The organism is Mycobacterium sp. 1164985.4, from assembly GCF_001668575.1.
In the GTDB taxonomy this organism is placed as follows: Bacteria; Actinomycetota; Actinomycetes; order Mycobacteriales; family Mycobacteriaceae; genus Mycobacterium.
This window is the reverse complement of record NZ_LZMD01000108.1, coordinates 52,990-67,896: the sequence shown is the minus strand read 5'-3', so window position 1 is coordinate 67,896 and position 14,907 is coordinate 52,990. Positions and strand designations below refer to the sequence as shown.

The 14,907-nt window shown below is 67.7% G+C and carries 14 protein-coding genes; 8 read left to right on the top strand and 6 right to left on the bottom strand.

The window, feature by feature from the left end; translation table 11 throughout:
- Positions 1 to 31: 31 nt before the first annotated feature.
- From A5650_RS23920 to A5650_RS23900, 5 genes are read left to right on the top strand one after another with little or no spacing between them, the layout of a single operon-like run.
- Entirely contained in the window at positions 32 to 1,201 is a 1,170-nt protein-coding gene (locus tag A5650_RS23920) for a thiolase family protein (RefSeq protein WP_067297852.1), read from the top strand.
- On the top strand, positions 1,180 to 2,772 hold the full coding sequence (locus tag A5650_RS23915) for a class I adenylate-forming enzyme family protein (RefSeq protein ID WP_082950917.1): 1,593 nt from the start codon (positions 1,180 to 1,182) through the stop codon (positions 2,770 to 2,772). Before A5650_RS23920 ends, A5650_RS23915 begins: the two co-directional genes overlap by 22 nt.
- 23 nt (positions 2,773 to 2,795) lie before the next feature.
- Complete coding sequence (locus tag A5650_RS23910) at positions 2,796 to 3,650, top strand: mycofactocin-coupled SDR family oxidoreductase (protein WP_067297849.1); 855 nt, start codon at positions 2,796 to 2,798, stop codon at positions 3,648 to 3,650.
- Positions 3,651 to 3,662: 12 nt separating this feature from the next.
- On the top strand, positions 3,663 to 4,667 hold the full coding sequence (locus tag A5650_RS23905) for an LLM class flavin-dependent oxidoreductase (RefSeq protein ID WP_067297993.1): 1,005 nt from the start codon (positions 3,663 to 3,665) through the stop codon (positions 4,665 to 4,667).
- Positions 4,664 to 5,689: a spirocyclase AveC family protein gene (locus A5650_RS23900; protein ID WP_156744316.1), complete on the top strand. Its 1,026-nt coding sequence runs from the start codon at positions 4,664 to 4,666 to the stop codon at positions 5,687 to 5,689. Before A5650_RS23905 ends, A5650_RS23900 begins: the two co-directional genes overlap by 4 nt.
- A gap of 31 nt (positions 5,690 to 5,720) precedes the next feature.
- On the opposite strand, the gene A5650_RS23895 is transcribed toward A5650_RS23900, so the two are convergent.
- A complete protein-coding gene (locus tag A5650_RS23895) occupies positions 5,721 to 6,023 on the bottom strand; it encodes an acyl-CoA synthetase (RefSeq protein ID WP_067297846.1) in 303 nt (100 codons plus the stop codon).
- Between the two features lie 35 nt (positions 6,024 to 6,058).
- Between A5650_RS23895 and A5650_RS23890 the strand changes: the two genes are divergently transcribed.
- Positions 6,059 to 7,225 (top strand): amidohydrolase family protein, encoded by a 1,167-nt coding sequence (locus A5650_RS23890; protein WP_067297843.1) that lies wholly within the window; start codon positions 6,059 to 6,061, stop codon positions 7,223 to 7,225.
- On the opposite strand, the gene A5650_RS23885 is transcribed toward A5650_RS23890, so the two are convergent.
- Positions 7,226 to 8,431 (bottom strand): MFS transporter, encoded by a 1,206-nt coding sequence (locus tag A5650_RS23885; RefSeq protein WP_067297839.1) that lies wholly within the window; start codon positions 8,429 to 8,431, stop codon positions 7,226 to 7,228. It lies immediately after the preceding gene.
- A gap of 22 nt (positions 8,432 to 8,453) precedes the next feature.
- A complete protein-coding gene (locus tag A5650_RS23880; protein WP_067297835.1) occupies positions 8,454 to 8,894 on the bottom strand; it encodes a MarR family winged helix-turn-helix transcriptional regulator in 441 nt (146 codons plus the stop codon).
- Between the two features lie 83 nt (positions 8,895 to 8,977).
- Here A5650_RS23880 and A5650_RS23875 point away from each other — a divergent pair, with 83 nt between their 5' ends.
- Both A5650_RS23875 and A5650_RS23870 read left to right on the top strand, forming a co-directional pair.
- On the top strand, positions 8,978 to 11,017 hold the full coding sequence (locus A5650_RS23875; RefSeq protein ID WP_067297831.1) for an ABC transporter ATP-binding protein: 2,040 nt from the start codon (positions 8,978 to 8,980) through the stop codon (positions 11,015 to 11,017).
- Positions 11,014 to 11,859 carry a CbiQ family ECF transporter T component gene (locus A5650_RS23870; RefSeq protein ID WP_067297829.1) on the top strand — a complete coding sequence of 282 codons (846 nt, stop codon included), beginning with the start codon at positions 11,014 to 11,016 and terminating at the stop codon, positions 11,857 to 11,859. Before A5650_RS23875 ends, A5650_RS23870 begins: the two co-directional genes overlap by 4 nt.
- On the opposite strand, the gene A5650_RS23865 is transcribed toward A5650_RS23870, so the two are convergent.
- Genes A5650_RS23865 through A5650_RS23855 form a run of 3 tightly spaced genes read right to left on the bottom strand, consistent with a single transcriptional unit; the run spans position 11,860 to position 14,874 of the window.
- Positions 11,860 to 13,182: an ABC transporter substrate-binding protein gene (locus A5650_RS23865; protein ID WP_067297987.1), complete on the bottom strand. Its 1,323-nt coding sequence runs from the start codon at positions 13,180 to 13,182 to the stop codon at positions 11,860 to 11,862.
- Positions 13,182 to 14,009, bottom strand: a complete 828-nt coding sequence (locus A5650_RS23860; RefSeq protein ID WP_067297822.1) for a carbohydrate ABC transporter permease — start codon at positions 14,007 to 14,009, stop codon at positions 13,182 to 13,184. The genes A5650_RS23865 and A5650_RS23860 overlap by 1 nt, the downstream gene beginning before the upstream one ends.
- Positions 13,996 to 14,874, bottom strand: a complete 879-nt coding sequence (locus tag A5650_RS23855) for a carbohydrate ABC transporter permease (protein WP_156744314.1) — start codon at positions 14,872 to 14,874, stop codon at positions 13,996 to 13,998. Before A5650_RS23855 ends, A5650_RS23860 begins: the two co-directional genes overlap by 14 nt.
- Positions 14,875 to 14,907 lie beyond the last annotated feature (33 nt).

The following is a 14,907-nucleotide window of genomic DNA, read 5'->3' as shown; positions in this document are numbered from 1 at the left end:
TGATTAAGTTCATTGATCCGAAGGAGGACGGATGTCCAGCCCGCCGCGCCTGCCGGTCATCTCGGGCGCCGGAATCTCCGCGATCGGCCGCCGCACCGGCATTCCGGCGCTGGATCTCACCGTCTCCGCGGCCTCGGCGGCCATCGCCGACGCAGGTCTGACGCCAGGCGACATCGACGGCGTGCTCACGCTCGGTGACACTCCCGCAGAGGAGGCGGCCTGCGCGCTGGGCATCGCCCAGGTCGGTGAATACGGGCCGGCAATGGGCCTCAACGGGTTACTGACCCCGCTGGTCATGGCTCGTGATTTGATCGCCGAGGGCAGGGCGCGCCATGTGCTCGTGTACCGGACCGTGCAAATGATCGGCGGCACCGTGGATCGCCGTGCTGCCGACCGGCCGCCGGAGTCCGGGGCTAAGCGCCCCGCAGGCGGGATGGACATGACCGAGGTCGGCTATCTGCTTGCCGCACACGCGTATTCGGCCGCCAACTGGCTCGCCATGCACTGCCGTGCCCACATGGACCGCTACGGCACCACCAAAGAGCAACTCGGCTGGATCGCCCTGAACGCCCGGCGCAACGCCGCGCGTAATCCCCTGGCGGTGTACCGCGACCCGATGACCATGCAGCAGTATCTGGATGCCAGGCCCATCTCCACACCGTTCGGCCTGTTGGACTGTGACGTGCCGGTCGACGGTTCGATCGCGCTGGTGCTCTCGCATGCCGAACACCGCGCCGACGCGCCTAACGGGGCGGTCACCATCGAAGCCGCGGGCGGCGCGTCGGGCATCGGCGGATGGACCGGCCGCCCCGACTATCCGAAGATGGCGATGCACGACGCGGCAGCCGACATGTGGTCGCAGACCGACCTCAAACCTACTGACGTCGCTCTGGCCGAGTTGTACGACGGCTTCAGTTATCTCACGCTGGCATGGCTGGAGGCCCTGGGCTTCTGCGCCGACGGCGAGGGCGGTCCGTTCGTCGACGGCGGTGCGCGCATCGCGCGCGACGGTGAGCTGCCGTTGAACACCTATGGCGGTCAGCTCTCGGCGGGTCGGATGCACGGGTACTGGGTGCTGTACGAGGCGTGCCAGCAGTTGCGCGGGTTGGCCACCGACACGGCGATACCCAAACGCCCCGAAGTCGCCGTCGCTTCCGCAGGGGGCGGCCCGATAGCCGGATGCGTGCTGTTGTCGTGCTGACCGAATCCGGCCGCCCGGCGGTGGCATCCGCGGACAACATCCCCGACGAGATCGCCGGGTTCATCCGCGAACACCCTGACACCGCGGTCATGGTGCACAGCGCGGACCGTCCCGATCGGTTCACCACCGCCGAACTGTTCGACGAGAGCATGCGGTTGGCGGCCGGTCTGGCGGGGCTGGGGATCCGGCCGGGTGACATCGTCGCCGTCCAATTGCCGAATTGGCGCGAATGCTTCTCCGTCCACGCCGCGGCCTGGCTGTGCGGTGCGGTGGTGCTGCCCATCGTGCCGATCTACGGGCCGGCCGAGGTCGCCTTCATCGCCCGACAGTCGGGGGCGCGCGCCATCGTGCTGGCGCGCGAGCTCCGCAACCGCGATACCGGTGCGACCGTGGCGGCACTGGCCGACCTGCCCGAGCTGCGGCACCGCATCGTGGTGGGCGGCGCGGCCGCGGGCACCATCCCCATCGAAGAGCTGACCCGAACGCCGGCAACGGATTTCACGCAGTTTCACCCTGAATCAGACAGCCGCGCGGTACTGGTCTACACCTCGGGGACGACCGCCGAGCCCAAGGGCGTCCAGCACACCCACGGCTCGCTGCTGGGGGAACTGCGTGCGATGGATGCGCTGCGCCACACCGACGTCGACCAGAGCACGCTGGCGGTGTTCCCGGCCGGACACATCGCCGGGGCCCTGGGCATCCTGCGCATGCTGTGCCGCGCCGGGAACACGATCGCCATGGACGCGTGGAACCCCGAAGCCGCCGCCCGGCTCATCGCCCAGCACGGCGTGAGCGTCTCCGCCGGTGCACCGATCCACCTCGGTGGCATTCTCGACGTCGCCGAGCGCGATGGCCTCGATGTGTCGAGCCTGCGCGAGTACACCACCGGAGCCGCCGGCGTCGCGGGCACGCTGATCCGGCGCGCGGATCGGTTCGGCATCGGCGCCTACCGCTGCTACGGGTCCAGCGAACACCCCACGATCAGCGTCGGCCGCCCGGAGGATCCGTTGGACAAGAGGGCCGACACCGACGGCCGGATCGCTCCGGGCACCCAGATCCGACTGGTCGACGAGCACGGTCGCGACGTGCCAACCGGAGCCGACGGTGAAATCCTCACGCAGGGACCGGAACTGTTCCGGGGCTATACCGACCCCCGCTTCACCGAGGCCGGCTTCGTCGACGGCTGGTTCCGCACCGGAGACGTCGGGCGCATGGATGCCGACGGTTTCCTGACCATCACCGACCGCAAGAAGGACATCATCGTGCGGGGCGGCGAGAACATCTCGTCGAAGGAAGTCGAGGACGTCGTCAGCAGCCACCCCGCAGTGGCCGAAGCCGCCGCGGTGGGCGCCCCCGACGAGAAATACGGCGAACGGGTCTGTGTGTTCGTCGTGCTCCAGGAGGGCAGATCCTTCGACACCGCCGACGCCGCAGCGCACTTCGCGGCCTGCGGGCTGGCCCGCCAGAAGACCCCCGAACGCATCGTGGTGGTCCCGGAGCTCCCGCGCACCATCAGCGGCAAGGTGCAAAAGCACCGTCTCAGAGAACAACTCGACACGACCGGCCGATAGATATCCGACGAAAGGAAACGAACGTGGGCAGAGTGCAGGACAAGGTCGTCCTCATCACCGGTGGCGCCCGAGGGCAGGGCCGGTCGCATGCCGTGCGGCTTGCCGAGGAAGGCGCCGACATCATCCTCTTCGACATCTGCGGCGACGTCGAACACAACGAATACGCGCTGTCCACCGAGCACGACCTCGAGGAGGCCGGCCGAGAGGTTGAGAAGACCGGTCGCCGAGCGGTGACGGCCGTCGTCGACGTGCGTGACCGCGCCGCGCTCGCCGACGCGCTGAAGTCCGCGGTGGGAGAACTCGGCAAGCTCGATGTGGTTGTCGCCAACGCCGGCATCTGTCCGCTCGGTTCCGACCAGCCCATCGACGCCTTCGCCAACGCTTTCGACGTCGACTTCCTCGGCGTGGTGAACACAATCCACGTTGCCTTGCCGTACCTTTCGGCCGGCGCATCGATCATCACGGTGGGATCGGTGGCCGGGCTGCTGGCCGAAAAGGCCGGCCCGGCAGCGAGCATGGGCCCGAACGGCTCCGGGGGAGCGGGCTACAACCTGGCCAAGCAGTTCATCGACAAGTACACGATGGCGCTGGCCACTCAGTTGGCTCCGAAATCGATCCGGGTCAACGTGGTGCACCCGACCAACGTCAACACCCCGATGCTGCACAACGAGTCGATGTACAAGATGTTCCGGCCCGACCTCGAGCATCCGTCGCTCGACGACGCGATCCTGACCTTCCCGATGATGCAGGGCATGCCGATTCCCTACGTGGAACCCGAGGACATCTCGCACGGCATCTGCTACCTGGCCTCCGACGAATCCCGTTACGTGACGGGGCTGCAGCTCAAGGTCGACGCCGGCGCCACCCTGAAGTTCTGATCGGACGTGCCGATGCAGTGGGCGATGCCGTGGCCGGGCGGTGAACTCGCGAGACAGGCCGAATCCGCTGGAGCAGCGGCATTCTGCGCGGGCGAGTTCGCCGACACCGGCGCGTATGTCACTGCGTCGGAGATGGCGCACGAAACCACCACCGCGCGCATCGGGCCGGGCATCGCATACGCGTTCGCCCGGTCGCCGTTCGTCCACGCCGCGGCCGCCCGGCACCTGGACAAGATCGCGCCCGGCCGGGTGTTCCTCGGGCTGGGCGCGGGAACGGGCCGGATGAACCGCGACTGGTTCGGGGTTGACTCCTCACATCCGGCGCCGCGGATGGCCGAGCTGGTGCGCTGCATCCGGGCGTTTCTGGAGGCGGACAACGGTGAGCGAATCGCCTTCGACGGCGACTTCTACCACATCGACGCCCGGATCCAAGCGCCTGTCCTGGGACGGATCGAGGTGCCGATACTGTTGGGTGCGTTCAATGTCCACATGCTGCGCACCGTGGGCGGTGTGGCCGACGGCGTCCTCGGACACGGGTTGTTCACCGACCGATGGTGGACCGAAATCGTTGAGCCGAATCTGGCGCTGGGTGCGCAACGCGCCGGCCGCGACCCCGCGAGCCTGTTGCGGTGGGGCTGGGTGATCACCGCGATCGACGACGAGGACCCCCAGCGCGCGATCGACGACGCCAAGCTGCAGATCGCGTTCTATCTGACCGTCAAGACCTACGACTCGCTGGTCGCCCTGCATGGCTGGCAGGACCAGGTGGCCGCGATCCGGGCGGACTTCGCCGGGGGAGACGCGCGCGCGATCGGCAGGCACGTCACCGACGACATGCTGTGGGCGATGGCGGCGTGCGGCGACACCGAGCAGGCGCGCGCGATGCTCGCCGCCCGCAACGCGCTTCCCGACCTCGGATTCCATTCCCCGCCAGGTTTTCTCGTCAGCCCGCGACGGCGCAGGCAGTACAGCACGAAGGTCATCGAGGCCTTCACGCGGACAGGAGCAGTCACGTGACCACCCACCACCACACCGACGCCCCCGAGTTCCTCCCCGAGCCCACCAAGACCTACCGCGACTCGCCCCCGATCGTCTGGCTGGCCCGGCTGGGGGCGCTCTTCGTGGTGTTCCAGCTCTACGTCTACGGACGCTGGGTCTTCTCGGACAAGTTCGCGCCGGCGCCCACCGGGCCCGACCCGATCCCCGCGTCGAGCATCGCCTGGATCCGGTTCTGGGAGATCGGATGCATGATCGGCGGCGTGGTCTTCCTGATCTGGATGATCCGAAAGACCCGGCGCGACAGGCAACTTCCGCCCGTCGGCATCTTCGTGGTGGCGTGGCTGCTCGCCGCTTGGCAGGACCCCGGCGTGAACGCCGTGCGGCCCGTGTTCGGGTACAACGCGGGCTTCTTCAACATGGGCACGTGGGGTGAGTTCATCCCCGGATGGGTGGACAAGGGCGCCGAGAACCCGCAGCCGATCATCTACTTCCTCGCCAGCTACATCCTGCTGACACCGTTGGCCATCATGGGCATCGATCAGGTGATCGCCCGGATGCGAAAAGTGTGGCCGCGCATCAACACCGCGGGCGTGTTGGCGGCGATGCTGGTGCTGTTCATCGTGCTCGACATCGTGTTGGAGCAGTATTTCCACCGCATCGGGTTGTGGACCTACCTGCGCGTGGACGACACCTGGTCGATCTTCAAAGGCACCATGTACCAGTTCCCGCTGTACGAAGGCATCGTCTTCGGCGGCCTGGTCAGCGTCTCGTCCATCGCCATCTACTGTCTGCGCGACCGCAACGGCCGGATGATCTCCGACATCGGCATCGACCAGCTGAAGAACAAGCGCACGGTCACCGGGGTGCGAATCCTGGCGCTCACAGCGGTGTTCAACCTGATCATGCTGGTGTTCAACCTGGGCTTCAACCTGGTCAACCAGCACGCCGAGGTGCAGCCACCGGCCGTCGACGTGCCCAGCTACATCCATCACGGGATGTGTGGAGTGGGACCGAATCCACCCTGCCCACCGCGGCCATGAGAACGGTGACAACAGTGCGCGCGACGAACGGCTACTCGGGCAGATTGCGTTTCGCGGTGCCCGAATACCCGAAGAACTTCTCGAAGTTCGCGTCGTTGATGCCTCCGGCGCTGTTGCGCTTGGCGGCGGACTCGAGCGCGGCCAGGCGCGCGCGGGCCTGTTCGAGGGCGGCGGCGTCGCCGCTGGACTCCGATTGCTCGACAGCGGTTCGGGCGGAGGCGATTTCGATGCGGAGCCGTTCACCGACTTCACCGAACGTGAGCAGGTCGTGGTCGTCCTCGTCGACCCGCTTGCGCGTCGTGCCGGGACCCTCAGACGATTCCGCATCTTCCATGCAGCCCACGTTACCGAGAGCTTAGGAGGCACACCATGCCATTGCAGGACAACCATCAGATCGTCTCGGTCGACGACCACCTGATCGAACATCCGCGCGTCTGGCAGGACCGGCTACCGGCGAGATTTCACGAAAACGGCCCGCGCATCGTGGAAATCGAAGGCCGGCATCTGTGGAGTTACGACGGGCAGATCCTGCCGACAATCGGCCTCAACGCGGTCGCGGGCAAGCCGCCCGAGGAGTGGGGGATGGATCCCGTCCGCTACGAGGACATGATCCCGGGCTGTTACGACCCGGTGGCCCGCATCGCGGACATGGATCTCGACGGCGTGCAGGCTGCGCTGTGCTTTCCGTCGTTCCCGGGATTCGGCGGCAGCACGTTCTTCCGCGGCCAGGACAAGGAACTCGCGCTGCTGTGCGTCAAGGCGTGGAACGACTTCTACATCGACGAGTGGTGCGCCACCGCCCCGGAGCGCTACATTCCGCTGGCGATCCTGCCGGTGTGGGACATCGACGAAACCGTCGCTGAGGCCGAACGCGTCGCCGAAAAGGGTGCGCGCACCGTGTCATTCCCCGACAGTCCCGTGCCGATGGGCCTGCCCTCGTTCCACTCCGACCACTGGGACGGACTGTGGCAGGTGTGCTCCGACGCGAAAATGCCGGTGTCGCTGCACTTCGGCTCCGGCTCGTTCGTTCCGGGATTTTCGTATTCGGCGCTGGCCAACTCGCCGGCGCCGGCCCTACCGGACGCGCCGTTCGCGGTGGCGATCACGCTGTTCTCGACGAACCTGATGTGGACCACCGTCGATCTGCTGTTCTCCGGCAAGCTGCAGAAGTTTCCGGATCTGCAGTTCTCGCTGTCCGAGGGCGGTATCGGATGGGTGCCCTACATCCTGGAACGCGCCGACTACGTGTGGGAGCGGCACCGGTACTACCAGCCGATCGACTTCGACTCGCGCCCTTCGGATCTGTTCCGATCGCACTTCTACGGCTGCTTCATCGATGACGAGCACGGCCTGGAGAACCGGTACACCATCGGCGTCGACCGCATCACGCTCGAAATCGACTTCCCGCATTCGGATTCGAACTGGCCGAACTCGCGCAAGCGGGCCGCGGAGGTGTTGGCCGGCGTTCCGGACGGGGAGTGTGCGCTGATTGTCGAGGAGAACGCCCGCCGCATGCTGCGGTTCCCGCGCAGTTGATCAGCTGTCGCCGACGGTCACCGCGGTCGCCTCGCTGAACGCGTCGAGTTCTCGCTCCTCGACGTCGATGCCCGCGAGGTGCGAGCGGGTGAGCGCGAGCACGCCCGCGCCGAGCAGTACGGCGCCCGCGCCGACCCAATACGGCATGTGGACGTTGACCTGCTCGCCGAGCACGCCCGCCAGCCACGGCGCCAGCGCGGCGCCGGAGAACCGCACGAAACTGTAGGCCGCCGAGGCGACGCCGCGCTCGACCGGCGCGGCCTTCATCACGGTCTCGGTGATCAGCGTGTTGTTGATGCCGATGAACAACCCCGCGACCACCACGCACGTCGCGAGCACGGCCTTGTTGTTGGTCTCGACGGCCATCACCAGCAGCGTCGCCGTCATCGCCAACAGGTTGACCAGCAGCACGGGCACGGTGCCGAACCGGTGCTGAAGCCGCGGCGCCACCACCACCGACGTGAAGGCCAGCGCGACGCCCCAGCCGAAGAAGATCAGGCCGATCTGATAGGCGCTCATGTCGAGCGGGAACGGCGTGAACGCCAGCAGGGTGAAGAAGCCGAAGTTGTACAGCAGCGCGGTGATCGCCACGCCGAGCAGGCCGCGATGACGTAGCGCGCGGAAGGGATCGGCCAGCGTTGTCGCGCGTTCGGCGCGCGGCGTCGACGGCAACAGGAAGGCCGTGACCACGAGCGCGAACGCCATCAGCGCCGACACCCCGAAGAACGGTCCGCGCCACGAGATCGACCCCAGCAGACCACCGACGAGCGGCCCCACCGCGATGCCCAACCCCAGCGCCGCCTCGTAGAGGATGATCGCCTGGGCCACAGACCCGCGCGCCGAGCTCACGATCGTCGCCAGCGCCGTGGCGATGAACAACGCATTGCCGAGACCCCAAAGTGCACGCCAGCCAACGATTTCCATCACATCGGCGGACATTCCGGCCAGGCCGGCGCCGACGATGATGACGACCAGTCCCAACAGCAGCGTGCGCTTGGGGCCGATGCGGCTGGACACCACGCCGGTGATGAGCATGGCCACGCCCATGACCGCCATGTAACTGGTGAACAACAACGACACCTGGGACGGCGACGCGTTGAGCGTTTCGGCGATGGGCTTGAGGATCGGATCGACGAGACCGATGCCCATGAACGCGACGACGCACGCGAAGGCAACTGCCCAGACAGCTTTGGGTTGACGCCACATACGGGCGAACTCTCCTTAAGGGTTAATTGGTGATCGTGTTCGGCGACGACGCATCGTCGAGAAGCCGGCGCAAGACGCGCACCGCCTCGCCGAGCGTCTCCCGGTCGGAGGCATCGAGCCGTTCGAGGTATGGATCGATCGCCGCACCGCGGTCCAACCGCACCTGCCGAAGGGTGTCCACCCCCTTCGGGGTGATGCGGATCAGCACGGCGCGGGCGTCCTCGGGATCCACCGCTCGCGACACCATGCCCGCGTCCTCGAGGCGACGAACCTGCGTCGTCATCGTGGGCTGCGAGCAGTGGTCGAGCGCGGCGAGATCGGAGATACGGGCTTCGCCCTGGTCCTCGATCGTGGACAGCAGTCGTGCTTGGGCGTATCCGAGGGGCAGACGAACCCGCTGTGTGGCCAATCGGTTGATCCGGGCGACCACGGACAGCAGATCAGCTCCGAGCGTCTGGGTCATGTCGTCCAGATTACATAGTTTTGCTATGCGTTTCAAACAGCGGGCCGTGGGGGGCGGCCCGTCGCGGCTGGCAGAATCGTGCAATGACCGCGACCGGGGGCCGAACTCGCCATACCGGCCCTCTACGTCCCGTCGAACTCGCGCAGGCCTCCGTCATTGCGGCGCTGTGCGCGGCCATCGCGATCTTTGCCGTGGTCGTTCCGTTCGCGGCCGGCCTGGCGCTGCTTGGCACCGTGCCGATGGGTCTGCTGGCTTATCGCTACCGGGTGCGTGTGCTGCTCACCGCGACTGTCGCAGGTGGCATCATCGCCTTCCTGATTGCCGGTATGGGCGGCTTCATGACCGTTATGAACTGCGCTTACATCGGCGGATTGACCGGCATCGTCAAACGCCGCGGGCGTGGCACCCCGACGGTGCTGTTCGCGGCGTTGGTCGCCGGTGCGGTGTTCGGCGTGGCCGCAGTGGTGGCGCTGTCCATCCTGTCGCGCCTGCGCCACCTGATCTTCGAATCCGTCACGGCCAACATCAACGGGCTGGCCGCGGTGATCGCCCGCATCCCCGACATGGAGGGCGCGGCCGACCGTCTGAAGCGCGACTTCGCGACGGCGCTGGACTACTGGCCGTTGTTGTTCTTCGGCGCCGGGGTGATGTCGATCACCTTCGTCAGCCTCGTCGGATGGTGGGCCCTGTCGCGGGTGATGGAGCGCCTTGCCGGCATCCCCGATGTCCACAAACTGGAGTCCTCGAAAGACGTCGGCGCCATCGCCCCGGTGCCGGCGCGGCTGCTCGACGTCCGGTTCCGCTACCCGAACACCGACCACGACGCCCTCGGTCCGGTGTCGCTGCGCGTCGAACCGGGCGAGCACCTCGCGGTGACGGGCGCCAACGGGTCGGGCAAGACGACGCTGATGCTGATGCTGGCGGGCCGGGAGCCGACGGCGGGCACCATCGAACGGCCGGGCGCCGTCGGGTTGGGCCGCATCGGCGGCACCGCGGTCGTCATGCAGCACCCCGAGAGTCAGGTGCTCGGTACTCGTGTCGCCGACGACGTGGTGTGGGGGCTCCCGCCCGGCAAGGCCACCGATGTCGCCCAGTTGCTGGCCGAGGTGGGCCTCGACGGCCTGGCCGAACGCGACACCGGCGGGTTGTCCGGCGGCGAGTTGCAGCGCCTGGCCGTCGCGGCGGCGCTGGCACGTGAGCCGTCGCTGCTGATCGCCGACGAGGTCACCAGCATGGTCGACCAGGAGGGCCGCGAGGGACTGATGTCCGTGCTGTCCGGGCTGACCCGGCACCATCAGATGTCGCTCGTGCACATCACGCACTACAACGACGAGGCCGACGCCGCTGATCGCACCGTCGACCTGACCGGCAACGGTGGCTCCGCCGACAATACCGACATGGTCGAGTCCGCCGACGCCCCGGTCGCGACCGTCGAACCGGGCACCGACGCGGCCCCGGTGCTGGATCTCGTCGACGTCAGCCACGAGTACGGCAGCGGAACACCGTGGGCGGCGACGGCGCTGCGCGACATCAGCTTCACGGTGCACGAGGGTGACGGGTTGTTGATCCACGGCCTGAACGGGTCGGGAAAGTCGACGCTGGCCTGGATCATGGCCGGGCTCACCGAGCCGACGTCAGGCGCTTGTCTGCTCGACGGGAAACCGGCATCCGAACAGGTTGGCGCGGTGGCGATCTCGTTCCAGGCGGCACGGTTGCAGCTGATGCGTAGTCGCGTCGACCTCGAGATCGCCTCGGCGGCAGGGTTTTCCCCGCGTGATCGCGCCCGGGTCAACGAGGCGCTGTCGACGGTCGGTCTCGACGCGACGTTGGCCAAACGGCGCATCGACCAGCTCAGCGGCGGCCAGATGCGTCGCGTCGTCCTCGCCGGACTGCTGGCCCGCTCGCCCCGCGCCCTGATCCTCGACGAACCACTCGCGGGCCTGGACGCCACGAGCCAGCGCGGACTGCTGCGGCTGCTGGTGGACCTGCGCCGTCACGCCGGGCTCACCGTCGTCGTGATCTCCCACGACTTCGCCGGGCTGGAGGAACTGTGCCCGCGCACATTGCATCTGGAAGGCGGCGTGCTGGTGCCCGCACCGACGGCTGCGGGAGGCCTTTCATGACGGCGCCGGCGAAGCGGCGGCAGCGCCGGGGCGTCGTGCTGCTGCGTCCCGTGCCCGGAAACAGCGTCGTGCACCAGCTGTGGGCGGGTACGAAGCTGCTTTTGGTGGCGGCCATCGGCGTGCTGATGACGTTCTACCCGGGATGGGTGCCGATCGGCGCCGTCGCGGTGCTGGTGCTGGTCTCGGCGCGGCTGGCCAACATCCCGCGCGGTGTGTTCCCGTCGGTGCCCCCCTGGCTGTGGGTGCTGTTGTTTCTCGGCGGGTTGACGGCCACGTTCGCCGGTGGCAGCCCGATCATCTCGGTCGGCTCGGTCGACGTCGGGTTGGGCGGTCTGCTGAACTTCCTCCGCATCACCGCGTTGTCGATCGTGCTGCTCGGGCTCGGGGCGATGGTGTCGTGGACGACCAACGTCGCCGAAATCGCCCCGGCCGTCGCGAAACTGGGTCGACCGCTGCGGTTGTTGCGGATACCGGTCGACGATTGGGCGGTCGCGTTGGCCCTGGCGCTGCGCGCGTTTCCGATGCTGATCGACGAGTTCCGTGTGCTTTACGCAGCGCGCAATCTTCGGCCGAAGCAGGTGAACACCCGACGCCGCGGACGGTGGCGCCGTTGGTGGCTGGAGGCTATCGACCTGCTCGCCGCGGCGATCACCGTCGCACTGCGGCGGGCCGACGAGATGGGTGATGCCATCACCGCGCGTGGTGGGGCCGGCCAGATCTCGGCCGCACCGTCGGGCCCCAAAGCCATTGACTGGTGGGCGTTCCTCATCGTCGCGACGCTGTGCGGGGTGGCTCTGGCGCTCGAGCTGACGGTCGCGGGCACCAGCGCCGTCACCCGTTGATCACCGCTGCGCGGCGGCGTTCGCGGCCTGCTGAGCCGCGGCGAGCGTCGACGGCACATCGCGCCTGCCGAGGAACATCTCGTCGAAGTGCGGTTTGAGCGCGTCGAACCCCGCGGCGAAACCGGCGCCGCCGGGAGCGTCGATGCGCCGGCCGTCGAGCACATCGAAGAATGGGCTCACGTCCACGCCGCGCGAACGCCAGTAATCGTGGTAGACCCGTTGCGCGTCGAGCACCGCGGGGATCGCCGCGCCGCCTGCGCCCAGGTACTCGTTGCCGCGCGCGCTACCCATCCAGGCCAGCACCTCGCGCACGGCAGCCGGGTGCGCGGTGGCCGAATTGCCCGCGGCGGCAATCCCGTTCGTCACGCTGATCCGGCCCGCCGGTCCCTCCGGCAGCAATGCGACGCCCCAACGAAATTGGGCCGCGTCCGCCACCGCCGCAAGGTTGTACGTGCCCGACTGGAACAGCGCCATCCTGCCCTGCAGGAACTGGTTGCGGGAGAAGTCGCCGTTGTCGTTGGTCGCCGACGCGGGTGGGGCGACGTGGTCGGTGTTGATCAGACCCACCAGATAGCTGAACGCTTGGGCGGCCTGCGGGTTGTCGAACGCGAACCGGTCGCCGACGGAGAACACCCCGCCGGCCGAGCCGATGTAGTTGAGGTATATGCCTTGCAAGTCGTTGGCGGCGTTGTAGCCCCACTGCCGGACCCGCCGCGCGTCGAAGCCCACGGTGTCGGCGGCGCGGCCCTCGCGGTCGAGCGTCAGGCGGGCCAGCAGCGGCCGCAGCGTGTCGACGGCAGGGTCCGGTGACCACCGCAGCGCGGCCAACTCGCTCGGGTCGACGCCGGCCGCCGCCAGCAGGTCGGCGTTGTAGTACAGCGCGATGCCTGCGTCGGTCAATTGCGGTACACCCCAGAGCTTGCCCTCGCGGGTGAACTGGTCGACCACCGACGGCTCCCACACCCGCTGCGGCTGACCGATGTCCATCAGTCGGCCGCCGTCGGCGTATTCGGCGAAGTAGGCGTTGCTGATCCAGAAGATGTCGTCGGCGCCACCGCCCGCGACGTCGGTGCGCAAGGTGTCGAAATACGTGGAGTAGGCGACGACGTTGACGCGTACCTCGATGTCGGGATGCTCGCGACTGAACTCGGCGAACGACTTTCGGTAGGACTCGGCGACCTGCTCGTCCCACAGCCGCACGGTCACCACGGTGTGCCCGCCGGAATCGCTCGGGTGCCCGAGCAACATGGCTGCGACGAGCAACAGCACACCTGTCACCGCCACACCGGTCGCGAGCAGCGTCGAAAATCTCGGCCGCAGAATCACTTCAACCCCGTCACGACGATCGAGCGCACGATGTTGCGCCCCAACGCGACGAACAACACCAGCAGAGGCACGATCGCCACCGTCGTCGCCGCCATCACCAGCGGCCACTGCGCGTTGTAGCGCGACTGCAGGCCCGCCGTCGCGACCGTCAGCACCTGCCACCGGCTCCCGCTGGTGATCACCAGCGGCCACATGAAGCTGTTCCACTGCGAGACAACGGTGATCAGAGCCAGCGTCACGAGGATCGGCCTGCTCGCCGGCAACACCACGTGCACGATCACGTCCAACGTGTTGGCGCCGTCGATGCGTGCGGCGTTGATGAGGTCCGTCGGGATGCCGCGGAAGTACTCGCGCAGCAGGAAGATCGCATACGGCGAACCGAACATGAACGGCAACACCAAGGCCCAGAACGTGTTCCGCAACCCGGCCTCGGCCATCATCAGGTACAGCGGGACGACGGTCACGGTCGCCGGCACCATCAGCGTCGCGAGGTAGACCCAGAACAGCGCGTCGCGGCCGGGAAACTGCAGACGCGCGAACGCATACGCTGCCAGCACCGAGAAGGCCAGCTGACCGAGCAGGATCACCGCGGTCATCAGTGCGGTCACCACGACGGCCCGGCCGAAGCCGGCGTCGGTCAGGTTCGCGTAGTTCTGCAGGGTGGGCGGCAAGGGCAGCGACAGTGGCGACTCGGTGTCGAACGTGCGCGGATCCCGCAGCGATGTCAGAAGGCCGAGGATGAACGGTGCCAACGTGACCAACGCCCCCGCCAGCAGCACGGGGTAGACGACGGCAGCGGACGTGGGGCGGCTAGGTGAGGTCATAGCTGATCCGCCGTCGGAAGTAGAGCTGCTGGACGATCGTCACACCGACCAGCAGCACGAACAACACCACCGCCATCACCGCTGCCCGTCCGACCGCCGCGGTGCCGAACGCCTCGGCGTAGATGCGGTGCGCCACGAGGTCGGTCCGATTCTGCGGCCCCCCTCCGGTCAACGCGTAGACGGTGTCGAAAACCTGAGCGGCGCTGATGATTCCGGTGACCAGGACGAAGAACAGCGTCGGTCGCAGCATCGGCAGGGTGATGTGGCGGAACCGCTGCCACGTCGTTGCGCCGTCGGTGCGCGCGGCGTTGTGGGTGTCGGTGGGGATGTTGAGGATGCCTGCGAGGAAGAAGAGCGTCACGTATCCGACGTTGGTCCACACGACCACTGCCGACACCACGGGCAGCGCCAGCGTCGGATCGGTGAGCCACCCGATCTGGCGGCCGAGTATCGCGCTGACCGCTCCGTCGGTGGGGGCCAGGATCCAGCGCCACAGCACCGCGATCGCCAGCGGCGCACAGATCCACGGCAGCACGTACAGCGTGCGGAAGAACCCGCTGCCCGGGAGTCCGCGGGACAACAGCGCTGCCGCGGCCAATCCCAACAGGGTCTGCGTCGGCACCACCAAAGCGACGAACAGCAGCGTGACGAGCAGTGAGGTGCCGAAGGACGGGTCGGTCAGCACCGACTGCCAATTGCGCAGGCCGACAAACTCCATCGGGCTCAGCAGGTCCCACCGGTGCAGGGACAGCCAGAGCACCACCAGCATCGGCAGCAGCATGAACGCGACGACTCCGAACAGGCTCGGGGCCAGGAGCGCGTACGCGGTCGCGGCGGTGCGGCGGCGCTGTGCCATCCGACTCATTAAAGCGGGCCGGCGGCGCCACCACTACGGTTG

Excerpts from the sequence above, each read along its gene's own strand:
- A5650_RS23895 (WP_067297846.1), bottom strand. The coding sequence starts at position 6,023 with ATGGAAGATGCGGAATCGTCTGAGGGTCCCGGCACGACGCGCAAGCGG.
- A5650_RS23870 (WP_067297829.1), top strand. The coding sequence starts at position 11,014 with ATGACGGCGCCGGCGAAGCGGCGGCAGCGCCGGGGCGTCGTGCTGCTG.
- A5650_RS23920 (WP_067297852.1), top strand. The coding sequence starts at position 32 with ATGTCCAGCCCGCCGCGCCTGCCGGTCATCTCGGGCGCCGGAATCTCC.
- A5650_RS23890 (WP_067297843.1), top strand. The coding sequence starts at position 6,059 with ATGCCATTGCAGGACAACCATCAGATCGTCTCGGTCGACGACCACCTG.
- A5650_RS23875 (WP_067297831.1), top strand. The coding sequence starts at position 8,978 with ATGACCGCGACCGGGGGCCGAACTCGCCATACCGGCCCTCTACGTCCC.
- A5650_RS23880 (WP_067297835.1), bottom strand. The coding sequence starts at position 8,894 with ATGACCCAGACGCTCGGAGCTGATCTGCTGTCCGTGGTCGCCCGGATC.
- A5650_RS23905 (WP_067297993.1), top strand. The coding sequence starts at position 3,663 with ATGCAGTGGGCGATGCCGTGGCCGGGCGGTGAACTCGCGAGACAGGCC.
- A5650_RS23860 (WP_067297822.1), bottom strand. The coding sequence starts at position 14,009 with ATGACCTCACCTAGCCGCCCCACGTCCGCTGCCGTCGTCTACCCCGTG.
- A5650_RS23915 (WP_082950917.1), top strand. The coding sequence starts at position 1,180 with ATGCGTGCTGTTGTCGTGCTGACCGAATCCGGCCGCCCGGCGGTGGCA.
- A5650_RS23855 (WP_156744314.1), bottom strand. The coding sequence starts at position 14,874 with ATGAGTCGGATGGCACAGCGCCGCCGCACCGCCGCGACCGCGTACGCG.
- A5650_RS23885 (WP_067297839.1), bottom strand. The coding sequence starts at position 8,431 with ATGTGGCGTCAACCCAAAGCTGTCTGGGCAGTTGCCTTCGCGTGCGTC.